The organism is Streptomyces sp. NPDC002602 (genome assembly GCF_042889445.1).
Taxonomy (GTDB): Bacteria; Actinomycetota; Actinomycetes; order Streptomycetales; family Streptomycetaceae; genus Streptomyces.
Genome location: NZ_JBIAQX010000023.1, coordinates 75764 through 86979, shown reverse-complemented (window position 1 = coordinate 86979; position 11216 = coordinate 75764). Strand labels below are relative to the sequence as shown.

Sequence of the window (11216 nt, the reverse complement as noted above, 5' to 3'; positions counted from 1 at the left end):
GAACCATGATTATCAACCTCCGAACAACCGAATGCCCCCACACCCCCAAGCCATGCACACCGGACTTACCTGTTTCTTATCGACGCGGACGGGCAACAGAACGGCCCGCGTCGATGATGCGAAACACCCGCTCCCCGCAGGGTGGCTTGTCCGACAGTCACGCTCCGACGGGGCAAGCGCGGTCTCCCCCAGAGCCTCGGCATCGTCCCTGTGCGCCCAGGCTCGGGCAAGGCGATCGTCGCGGCTCTCCCCCGCTGAGCCTGCCCGTCGACACCGTGGCCCCTGGCGACCGGCGCTCCCACCCCGTACGACAGGCCACCGCCCCGAAGCCCTCACGCAGCCACCCCGGCCAGACCATTAACCATCAGCGAGCAATCGAAGTTTTTCTCACTCGGCCAGGTTAGCTTTCCCTCCGGGGGGAGGTACTCTTTCTGCGCGGCGGCGACCGGGCGGAAGGCTGCCCAGGCGGCTGAGCAAGGTCCGCGATGGCCGTACGAGAACCGAGGAGGAGATGTGGGAGAGGCGACGTGGGTGCGCACATTGCCCGACTTTGACGGCACTCGCGTGATCGTGTGCTCGGGCGAGTTGGACGCCGCCACCACGGGACCCCTGGGGGAGGCCCTGAAGGCGGCCGAACGCGACGGGATCAACAAGACCGTCGTCGACCTGGCCGCAGTGTCCTTCGCCGATTCCGCGCTGCTGAACACCCTGGTCCAGGCGCACCGAAAGCAACGCCTCGTCATCGCCGGCCCCTACCGACCCCAAGTCGCCAGGCTCTTCCAGATCACCGGCACCGACACCTTCTTCGACCCGGTTCGCGATTGAGGCGAACCGCCCACCAACCGCGAGACACCGAGCGGACGGCTCGCCACTGCGCTCACGCGAATCCGGCAGCCGTGCCAGGACGGAAGAGAAGGTGTACACGTGGTGGTACGTCGAAACCCCCGGGAGTCCGCCGTGGCAGCATCCGCGAGACCGACACCGACACCGAGGCGACGGCGAGACGTAGGGACCTGGGCGGCTCTCGCCGCCTTCCTTGCCGTGACGTACTGCGTCGCGGCTCTCGGCGCGCTCGCGTCCGCCGACGCGGGCGAGGTGTACGGATCGCTGGAACGACCGGACTGGGCGCCACCCGCCTGGCTCTTCGGTCCCGTCTGGACCGTCCTGTACACCTTGATCGCGATCGCGGCCTGGCTGGTGTGGCGCCATCCGGACCGCTCCCGCGCGCGTACCGCCCTCGCCTGGTGGTCCGCGCAGCTTCTCCTCAACCTGGCCTGGACACCCTTGTTCTTCGGCGCGCGCCAGTACGGACTCGCCCTGCTGGACATCGGCCTGCTGTCGGCCGCCGTCACCATCACCCTGGTCCGCTTCCGGCGGCTGAGCCGCGCGGCGGCGTTCCTGCTGACCCCCTACCTCCTGTGGGTGGCCTTCGCGACCGCCCTCAACGCCTCCATCTGGCTTCTCAACACCTGAGCTCGATCCGCTCCCCCGACTCAGCCGGTTGATCATCCGGGCCATCGAGTCTGACCACCAACCTCGCGGCGGCTCTCCCCACGGACGCGTGCGACACCTCCCATTCGTTGGTAATTGGAGGCTCTGGATCTCCGAGGGGCCCGGGGCGGCCATCCAGCCCAAGGCGGTCGAGCGCACCTTCCGCACCCGCCCCGACGCACCGATCATGCTCAGCTTCCCCGGCGTCGAGCCCGGTGTCGGCGCTCGCCTTCCGGCCGAGAGCGGTGACGACCGCACCCGCGTCGCCACCGCCGGCGGGCTGGAGGCATACGCGGGGTCGGCCCCGATCACCCGGGCCTCCGGCAAACGCAGGTACGTCGGCCGCCGGTTCGTGAAGAACAACCGGCTCAACCACGCGGGCTGCCTGTGGGCCTTCGCCACCCTCAGCCACTCGCCAGGCGCCAACGCCCATGAACGGCGCCGACGTGAGCCCGGAGACTGGCATGCCCAAGCCCTACGGCACCTGTTCAACCGCCTGCTCGGCCGGCTCCACCACTGCCTCCAGAACCGGGTGCCCTTCGACGCGGCCATCGCCTTCGCACCGTCCGCTGGACCCACTGAGGCTGTCGTGACGTGAATCTCGGTTGGCTGTCCGCACAGCGGACCGCATCATGACCGGATGCCTTCACGAGAACCGCTTCGAGATGAGGAGCTCTGGCAAGCCTGCGTTGATGCCCAGGAACAGCTGGCTCATCGCCATTCTCAGTTCTTCCAGCAGGTCAGGGGCAAGAGCGAGGTACTCAGTGCTGCTCTGTCGGCCGGCCATTGGCAGCGGGCGGCAGCACTGGCATTCCTCGCCGACGTGCATGATGACCTTGCTGTGCTGCCACAGCTTGTCGACCTCGCGATGCTGCCCGGCTGGGCATCACAAGCACGCCGTGCCATCGCCAACATCCCTCGCGAGCAGCTCGTCCCCCGTCTCGAAGAACTTCTCACAGCGCACCTTGACCAGCTCACCGACGAGGACGACGACTACTACGCTCTGTGGGTGGAAGTCCTCGCCGACGCTGAGGCATGGGCGCTACTGGCCCAGTTGGTCAGGGCAGCACGAGCCTCCCCGAACCTCCTGTTGCAGGACGTCGCTGCACGGGTCGCTGACTCGTACGGCGCATTGGTCACGGATGGCGGCGAGACGCCCGCCACAGTCCCCTCGATTCAGGACGTCCCTTGACGGCTTAGCCGCATGAGGTGTCTTGCTTCACCCGCCGGCAGGTCCATGCGCGACTGTCGCGCCCGTGTACGCACACGGCAGGGCCTCCGTCCCGAACGGCGGCCGCACCGACATCGCCGCCCTCCGAGGCCGTCGCGCGCACAGGGCGGGCGCTCTCACGGAAGCCGCCCGGCCGGTCATACGGCCTTGAGGGTGCGTTGGATGGCCGACCCCGTCCATTCGACAACCACGGCATCGTCGCGCAACTCCGCCGGCAAGTGCTCCCGGTCCGCCTCGGATCCGATCAACGTGGGGCAGCCCGGCATGAGTACGGCGGCTCCGAGTCTCTCGGCCGACTCGGCGACGATGTCGAAGATCTCGCCCCATGGGGCCGGTCGATCATCAGACCGGTGAAATCGCCGTGGACGTCGGCCTCACCGCCGTCCGCGGCACGGATGTGTCGGGAACCGCCCTGGCCGGCGACGAGATGAGGACGCAGGACCTCGGAGGCCAGGCTCTCGTCCAGGGCGCGGCCCGCCCTCGCCTGAAGCGCTGCACGAAGACGCTGTGACTCACGTCGCGGCCCTTCCAGCGCAGGCGTGTCCCCTCCGGGAGGCGGAGGGGACACACGGGGTAGGGGTGACCGGCCCGATGATGGTTCCGGACAACCGGTACGTGGGCACGGAGTTGCCGGCACGGCACCACCGGGGGGACCGTGCGCCGCAGCCGATCAGTGGCCGGGCGGGGTCCAGTCCGCGGGCAGGCCGGACTGGGCGAGGACGGTGCCGAGGCTGTAGTGGTCCTCGTCGGAGGTGATCCTGCACCGGCTCCTGTCGAGGTCGAGGAGCGTGGTCATCGGCACGGCGAAGGGCTTGGGCGCGCCCTTGAGGTGGCCGGAGTAGACGGCGTCGACGGTGACGCGGTCGCCGTCGCGGTGGGTGGCGCGCACGGTGACGTGGACGTTGTCGATGAGGCTGTCGGCGCGGGCCTTCCACCCGGCGATCTCCTGACGGCCGTGGAAGGTGACGCCCACGCCCAGGTCCGAGTAGGTGCCGTCGACGGTGAACAGGGCGCCGAGCGCCTGCGGGTCGGTGCCGTTCCAGGCGCGGGCCCAGTCCGTGACGATCCTCGGGGCCCGCCGGTCGGCGCTCGCGGGGTGGGCACCGGCGGCGTGGGCGGTGGTGGCGGTCGTGGCGCAGAGGGCCGCGGCGGCGACCAGCACGGTCATGGCGCGGGACGGGCGGGTGGTCGAGGTCATGGTGATGCTCCTTGGGACGTGGGTGGGGTGTGTGGCTGAGGTGCGGCCGGTGGTGTCCCGGCGCGGACTGCCCGCGGTCGGCGGTCGGCGGTCGAGAACGTGGGGCGGCGGTCGGCGGTCGAGAACGTGGGTGGGGGGTCGGCGGTCCAGAAGGTGGGGCGGGGGCATGACGGCGCTGCCGGTGAGGGCGGCGGACCCCGGCCGGCGTGGCGCCGCGGAGTCCCGGGCGGGCGGTGCAGCCGCTCCCGGCCGAAAGCACCAGTGGGCGGGGGACGCCCGGTCCGCTGTGTTCCTGCAACGTTCATGGCGCACAGACTCGGGCCGGGCCGTGTCCACTTTCCAGACCGGACCGGGTCGGGGAGTGTCCAACGCTGTCCGCACTCGTCCACCCACCCGGCTCTCCCAAAGGCGTGCGCGCCGTACCGGGCCGCACGCGAATGCCGGGCCGGGGCTCTGGTTGCACCGTTCGAGGGGAGATCGACCCCGAACGGCCGAGGGGGGCGAGCCGCTCCCGATCACGCGGGTGCCGCCGAGAAGGGTGAGCCGGTACCTGTGTGCGGCCAAGGACGGGAGAGATCAGTGACCTCAGCTGTGGACAAGGGGCGGGAACCGGGGCCGCAGATCGTCAGAGGGCAGAAGGCCCTGGTGACCGGCGCGAACTCGGGCATCGGCAAGGCGACCGCGATCCGTCTCGGGCAGGCGGGCGCCGATGTCGTCGTGAACTACGTCTTCGGGCCGGAAGAGGCGGAGGAAGTGGTCGAGGAGATCAAGTCCTTCGGGGTGCGGGCGTACGCGCACCAGGCGGACGTCTCCCAGGAGGACCAGGTCGTCGCGATGGTCGACCGCATGGTCGAGGAGTTCGGCACCATCGACATCATGGTGGCCAACGCGGGGCTGCAGCGCGACGCGCCCGTCACCGAGATGACCCTCGCCCAATGGCAGAAGGTGCTGGACGTCAACCTCACCGGGCAGTTCCTCTGCGCCCGTGAGGCGACCAAGGAGTTCCTCCGTCGGGGCGTCGTGCCGGAGGTGTCCCGGTCGGCCGGGAAGATCATCTGTATGAGCTCGGTGCATCAGATCATCCCGTGGTCCGGCCACGTGAACTACGCCTCCTCCAAGGGCGGCGTGCTGATGCTGATGCAGACCTTGGCGCAGGAACTCGCGCCCAGCGGGATCCGGGTCAACGCGGTCGCGCCCGGCGCGATCCGCACCCCCATCAACCGCAGCGCCTGGGACACTCCCGAGGCCGAGGCCGATCTCCTGCGGCTGGTTCCCTACCGGCGTGTGGGCGACCCCGAGGACATCGCCAACGCCGTGACGGTCCTGGCCTCCGACCTGATGGACTACGTCGTCGGCACCACCCTCTACGTCGACGGTGGAATGACGCTCTTCCCCGGCTTCGCCACCGGAGGCTGACCCGACCGTGGACGACCACGTCACACACCGCCGGGTGGTCATCCTCGGCGGGGGCTTCGCCGGCCTGTTCGCCGTACGGGCCCTGCGCAGCGCCCCCGTGGAGGTGACCCTCGTCGACCGATGCGCCCACCACCTCTTCCAGCCGCTCCTGTACCAGTGCGCTTCGGGCATCCTCTCCGAGGGCCAGATCGCCCAGCCGTTGCGGGCCGTCCTGCGCCGCCATCCCCGGGTCCGCTGTCTCCAGGCGACGGCCGACGACGTGGACGTGGCCCGCCGGGTCGTCCGCGCGACCCGTGCGGACGGCGCCGTGCTCGAACTCCCCTACGACGATCTGATCGTGGGGGTCGGGGTCCGGCAGTCCTACTTCGGGAACGACGAGTTCGCGGCGTTCGCCCCCGGGATGAAGACCCTCGAGGACGCCTTGGCCGTACGGACCAAGATCTACCAGGCGTTCGAGATGGCCGAGGCGAGCACGGACCCGCTGGAGCGCGCGCAGTGGCTCACCTTCGCCCTGGTGGGCGGGGGCCCCACCGGGGTCGAGCTGGCCGGGCAGATCCGGGAGATCGCCGGCCACACCCTCGAACGGGAGTTCTCCACCATCGATCCCGGCCAGGCACGGGTCCTGCTCTTCGACGGATCGGACGGAGTGCTCGGCGCCTTCGGACCGGTACTCTCCCGCCGCGCCGCCCGAACCCTGGACGACCTCGGCGTCGAGGTCCACCTTCGGTCGATCGTCACCCGGGTCGACGACCGGGGCCTGACGGTGAGCCACAAGGACGGCGGCAGCGACCGGGTGGAGGCACGCACGGTGCTCTGGACCGCCGGGGTCGAGGCGCCCCCGCTGGCGACGGCGCTGGCGCGGGCGACGGGCGCCGAGCAGGACCGGGCGGGCCGCATCCGTGTCCTGCCCGACCTCAGCATCGCCGGCCATCCGGAGATCCGGGTGGTCGGCGACCTGATGAGCCTGGACAAGCTGCCCGGCCTCGCCGAGGTCGCGATGCAGAGCGGTGCCTACGCGGGCCGCCGGATCCGCCACTTCGTCGAGGGCCGGACCCGTGAGCCCCGCCCCTTCCGGTACCTGGACCTCGGCAGTGCGGCGTACATCTCGCGGAGCAGGGCCGTCGTGAAGATGGGCCGTTTCCACGCCTCCGGGCTGATCGGCTGGCTCATCTGGCTGTTCATCCACATCGTCTTCCTCACCGGATTCCGCAGCCGGGCGGGCGCCCTGCTCAGTTGGGCCGTGGTCTTCGCCTCGGGCTCGCGTCGCGAGCGCGCGTTCACCGCGGCGGGCCCGGACGTCACGGCTGCCGCGCCCCGCTCCCCGTCCAGCCCACCGGCCGACCCCTCGGTCGCCCGGAACGAGCCACGGAGACCCGTATGAGCACCATGGCACGCCTCTTGGCGGATGCCCCCGCGCAACTGCTGCCCGCACGGGAGATGATGGCCTTCACCCTGGCCTCGCACATCATCCTGGTCCCACTGGGAGTGGCGCTGCCGTTCATCACCCTGGTCATGCACTACCGGGGCCTGCGCACCTCCGACCCGGTGGCGCTGCTGCTGGCCCGTCGCTGGTCCGCGGTGATGGCCGTCCAGTTCGCCATCGGCATCATCACCGGCACCGTGCTGTCCTTCGAGTTCGGGCTGCTGTGGCCGGGCATGATGGGCCGTTGGGGCGATGTCTTCGGTCTCGGCTTCGGGATCGAGGCGTGGGCCTTCTTCCTGGAGGCGATCCTGATCGCCATCTACCTCTACGGCTGGCGCCGCCTGAAGCCGAAGACGCACTTCTGGCTCGGCGTCCCGATGCCGATCGCGGCGTTGATGGGCGCGTTCGGCATCATCGCCGCCAACTCGTGGATGAACACCCCCCAGGGCTTCACTCTCGACGCCGACGGCCGGCCCGTGAACGTCAGCGTCCAACAGGCCATCTTCACACCGATGTTCGGCCCGCAGTACTGGCACTTCGTGGTCGCGATGTTCCTCACCGCGGGCTACGTGGTGGCCGGCGTGTACGCGGTCGGCTGGCTGCGCGGACGTCGCGACCGCTATCACCGCCTCGGCTTCACCGTGCCGTTCACCCTCGCCACGATCCTCACCCCCGTGCAGTTCATCCTGGGCGACAACATCGCCCGGCAGGTCTTCCTCAAGCAGCCGATCAAGTTCGCCGCCGCGGAGTTGGTCTGGGAGACGGACACGCACGTGCCCGAGTACCTGTTCGGCCGGCTCCAGGAGGACGGCAGTGTCAAGGGCGGGATCAAGATCCCGTGGCTGGACTCCATCCTGGCCGGCTTCAGTCCCGACACGAAGGTCACCGGGCTGAGTTCGGTACCGGCGTCCGACCGCCCCACCGCCACCCAGGCGACCATCGCGCACTGGGCCTTCGACATCATGGCGACCATCGGGAGCGTGCTGATCCTGCTGGCGCTCTGGTACGCCTGGTGCTGGTGGAAGCACCGCGACCTGCCGAAGTCGCGGTGGTTCTTCCGGTGTGCGGCCGTGGCCGGCGCCGCGAGCCTCGTGACCGTGGAGTGCGGCTGGATCATGACCGAGGTGGGGCGCCAGCCCTGGATCGTCTACCAGAACATGCGGGTCTCCGAAGCGGTGACCGGTACCCCCGCCTCCTCCCTGTGGATCATGTTCGGCCTCGTCGTCGTGATCTACGTCCTGATCTTCGGCGCGTTCCTCGGCGTGCTGCTCAAGATGCGCACCCGCTGGCGGCTCGCGGACGCCGGATCCGCGCGCGTGCTCTCCGACGACCCGGAGACCGACACGCCGTACGGTCCCCGCCCGGAGACGGCCGTCGGCGCGTCAGGTACCCGTCGAGACCCCGGGAGCGAACTGTGACGGCCAGCATCGTCGCCTGGATCCTGCTGCTCGTGATCGCCGCCTACGCCTGTGGCGGCGGGGTCGACTACGGCGCCGGCTTCTGGGATCTGTTGGCCGGCGGGGCCGAGCGCGGCAAACGGCCCCGTTGGCTGATCGACCACGCCATGGCCCCGGTCTGGGAGGTCAACAACGTCTGGCTGATCTTCGCGTTCATCCTGATGTGGACCGGGTTCCCCGTCTTCTTCCAGACGGTGTTCACCGCGCTCTGGCTCCCCCTGGCACTCGCCGCCATCGGCATGGTCCTGCGCGGCGCGGGGTTCGCGCTGCGCAAGCCCACCAGGGGGCTCGCGGGACGCCGGATCTACGGCGCCATGTTCGCCGTCTCGTCCCTGCTCACACCGTTCTTCCTGGGCACGGTCATCGGCTCGGTGGCCTCCGGACGCGTCGCGCCCGGAACCCCCGCCACGGCCCATGCCTGGGCCAACACCACCTCGATCATGGCGGGACTCGTCGCGGTGGCATCCACCGCCTTCCTCGGCGCGGTGTTCCTCACCGTGGACGCCCGCCGGTTCGACGCCCCCGACCTGATGGGTTACTTCCGTCTCCGGGCGTGGATCGGCTGCGGCGCTCTGCTGATCGTCGGCGTGCTCGGCCTGACCGTGACCGACCCCCATGCCTCGTACGTCCATCACGGACTCACCCACGGCGCCGGGCTCGTCCTCCTGCTGATCGCCGTGGTGGCGTTGGCGTTCACCGCCTGGCTGATCTCCGGCAAGGCGGCCGGGTGGGCGCGATACTCCTCCGTCGCCGTGGTGGCACTGCTCGTCGCGGCCTGGGGGTTCGCGCAGCGGCCCTACCTGGTGCCCACCTCGCTGACGGTTCAGCAGGGCGCCGGAGCGAGCGCGCCGCTCCAGTGGATGCTCGTCGTCGCGCTCGTCGCCCTGGTGTTCATCGGCCCCGCGCTGGTCGTCCTGTACCGCCTCGACACCCACGGGGTGCTGGAACCCCTCACCGACGAGGACGTGGCCGAGTGACACCCCGGCGCGTGGAGCGGACCGCGGCGGTCCCCGTCGGCCGCGGCATCGTTCGGGTCGCGGGCCAGGCCGGCACGGCATCCCTGGAGGGCCGCGATGACATCGAGCCAGGTACTGATCGGCGTCGGGCTGATCGTGGCCCTCGCCGTCGGCTGCCAACTGCTGGCGAACCTGATGCGCGTCCCGGCGATCCTCCTGCTGCTGCCGGCCGGATTCGTCGCCGGCGTCCTGACCGACGACGTCAACCCCGAGAAACTGCTGGGTGACGCGTTCTCGCCGCTGGTCTCGCTCGCCGTCGCGGTGATCCTCTACGACGCCGGCCTCGGCCTGGACCTGCGCCATCTCAAGGGCCACACCCGCACGGTCGTGGTGCGGCTCATCTGGCTGGGCGCCCTGGTCACCTTCGTGTCGGCGGCGCTGCTCGCCGTCCCCATCATGAGCGTGTCGCTGAGCGCGGCCGTGATGCTGGGCGCGATCCTCGTGGTCAGCGGCCCGACCGTCGTCGGACCACTGCTCAAGTTCGTCCGCCCGACCGAGCGACTGCAACGCGTCCTCGTCTGGGAGGGTTCCCTGATCGACCCGGTCGGCGGCATCCTCGGCGCGCTCGTCTTCCACGGAGTGCTGGCCGGCGGACAGCCCGGTCTGGCCGCCCAACTGGGCGCGTTCGGCGTCAGCGCGGCGATCGGGCTGATCGGCGGCGCCATCGGCGCGGCGGTGCTCTGGCTGCTGCTCCGCTTCCTCACCCTCGACGAGGTGCTCGGCACGACCACGCAGTTCGCCGCCGTGGTCGCGGTGGCGGCCGGCTGTGACGCCCTGCGGGACGACACCGGTCTCATCGCCGCCGTCGTGATGGGCATGGCCCTGGCCAATCTGCCGGGGCTGGACATGCCGGCACGGCGGCCGTTCTTCGAAACCCTGGTCTCGCTGATCATCGGGCTGCTGTTCATCGGGATCTCCGCCACCGTCACCCCTCAGTCGCTGCGTCACGTCGTGCTGCCGGCCCTCGGCCTCGCCGCTGTCCTCGTTCTCGTGGTCAGACCCCTGGTGGCGTTGCTGTCGACCGTCCGCACCGATGTTCCCTACCGGGAGAGGTGGTTCATCGGTTGGATGGCGCCGCGCGGCATCGTCGCCGCGGCCACCGCCTCCACCTTTTCCGTCGCGCTCGTACAGGCCGGGATCGGGGGCGCGGAGAAGATCCTGCCCACCACCTTCGTCGTGATCGTCGCCACCGTCATGGTCTACGGCCTGACCGCCGTTCCCGCCGCGCGGCTCCTCGCCGTCCGGCGTTCGGCACGCTCGCGGCCACTGCTCGTCGGCGGCGATCCCTGGGTGGTGGCTCTGGGGGGTGCGCTGCGCTCGGCGGGCCTGGACGTCCTGATGTGGGCGGGCCTGGACCGCCAGCGCCAGAGCATCAAGGACGCCGGCCTGGAGCTGGCCCCGGGCGAACTCCTCGCCGCCGCCACCGGAGCCGGAGCCGAGTTGGAGGGGATCACCGATGTCCTCCTCCTCACCGACGAGGACGACTTCAACGCCCTCGCCCTGATGACCCTCAAGGAGACGGCGGACGGCGCCGTCCACCGCCTGATGCCTCCCACCCACAGCCATGGGGTGGTCGCCCCGTACACGGGCAGCGAGGTGCTGTTCTCCGCCGGTCTGAACCGGCCTGAACTGGCCCGTCGGTACGCGGCGGGCGCCCGCATCGTCACCGTCGAGGTGGAGGAGGGGGGCATCCCCGCCGGGTACGACACGCTGTTCCTGGTGCGCCCGGACGGACAACTCACCGCCGCCACCCGGTCGACGCCACCGGCGGCCGCGGCGGGCGATGTCGCTGTACTCCTGACGCCTTCGCCCGAGCCCCACCCCGGCACCGCATCGGCCCCCCGGCCGCCGATTGGTCCAGGGGGATGACGGTCGCGACATTCCCCGGGCGAGCGCGCGCCGGACCTTCCGGAACATGCGGCCGTCCCGTGGTACCAATCATCGGGGCTTGTCGGCCGACGCGTTGCAGATGGCCTCAGCTGCC

The 11216-nt window shown here is 70.4% G+C and carries 10 protein-coding genes and 1 pseudogene; 10 read left to right on the top strand and 1 reads right to left on the bottom strand.

What is annotated here, in order from left to right:
• Positions 1–513: 513 nt before the first annotated feature.
• From ACFYW3_RS35730 to ACFYW3_RS35710, 5 genes and pseudogenes are all read left to right on the top strand, one after another.
• Entirely contained in the window at positions 514–825 is a 312-nt protein-coding gene (locus ACFYW3_RS35730) for an STAS domain-containing protein (RefSeq protein WP_389388561.1), read from the top strand.
• A 216-nt stretch (positions 826–1041) separates the two neighbouring features.
• Positions 1042–1473 (top strand): TspO/MBR family protein, encoded by a 432-nt coding sequence (locus ACFYW3_RS35725; protein ID WP_351756649.1) that lies wholly within the window; start codon positions 1042–1044, stop codon positions 1471–1473.
• A 160-nt stretch (positions 1474–1633) separates the two neighbouring features.
• A pseudogene (locus ACFYW3_RS35720) lies at positions 1634–2089 on the top strand (transposase); the annotation flags it as partial.
• 42 nt (positions 2090–2131) lie between these two features.
• Positions 2132–2683, top strand: coding sequence for a hypothetical protein (locus ACFYW3_RS35715; RefSeq protein ID WP_389388560.1), 552 nt, complete (start codon positions 2132–2134; stop codon positions 2681–2683).
• Positions 2684–3047: 364 nt separating this feature from the next.
• Complete coding sequence (locus ACFYW3_RS35710; protein WP_389388559.1) at positions 3048–3233, top strand: hypothetical protein; 186 nt, start codon at positions 3048–3050, stop codon at positions 3231–3233.
• A gap of 159 nt (positions 3234–3392) precedes the next feature.
• On the opposite strand, the gene ACFYW3_RS35705 is transcribed toward ACFYW3_RS35710, so the two are convergent.
• A complete protein-coding gene (locus tag ACFYW3_RS35705; protein ID WP_389388558.1) occupies positions 3393–3920 on the bottom strand; it encodes a nuclear transport factor 2 family protein in 528 nt (175 codons plus the stop codon).
• Positions 3921–4499: 579 nt separating this feature from the next.
• Between ACFYW3_RS35705 and ACFYW3_RS35700 the strand changes: the two genes are divergently transcribed.
• From ACFYW3_RS35700 to ACFYW3_RS35680, 5 genes are all read left to right on the top strand, one after another.
• A complete protein-coding gene (locus ACFYW3_RS35700; RefSeq protein WP_351756637.1) occupies positions 4500–5336 on the top strand; it encodes an SDR family oxidoreductase in 837 nt (278 codons plus the stop codon).
• 7 nt (positions 5337–5343) lie between these two features.
• The gene (locus ACFYW3_RS35695) at positions 5344–6717 is read left to right on the top strand and encodes an NAD(P)/FAD-dependent oxidoreductase (RefSeq protein ID WP_389388557.1); all 1374 of its coding nucleotides are present in this window, start codon (positions 5344–5346) and stop codon (positions 6715–6717) included.
• Entirely contained in the window at positions 6714–8177 is a 1464-nt protein-coding gene (locus tag ACFYW3_RS35690) for a cytochrome ubiquinol oxidase subunit I (RefSeq protein ID WP_389388556.1), read from the top strand. The genes ACFYW3_RS35695 and ACFYW3_RS35690 overlap by 4 nt, the downstream gene beginning before the upstream one ends.
• Entirely contained in the window at positions 8174–9193 is a 1020-nt protein-coding gene (locus tag ACFYW3_RS35685) for a cytochrome d ubiquinol oxidase subunit II (RefSeq protein WP_389388555.1), read from the top strand. Before ACFYW3_RS35690 ends, ACFYW3_RS35685 begins: the two co-directional genes overlap by 4 nt.
• 96 nt (positions 9194–9289) lie before the next feature.
• Positions 9290–11101, top strand: a complete 1812-nt coding sequence (locus ACFYW3_RS35680; protein ID WP_389388554.1) for a cation:proton antiporter — start codon at positions 9290–9292, stop codon at positions 11099–11101.
• Positions 11102–11216 lie beyond the last annotated feature (115 nt).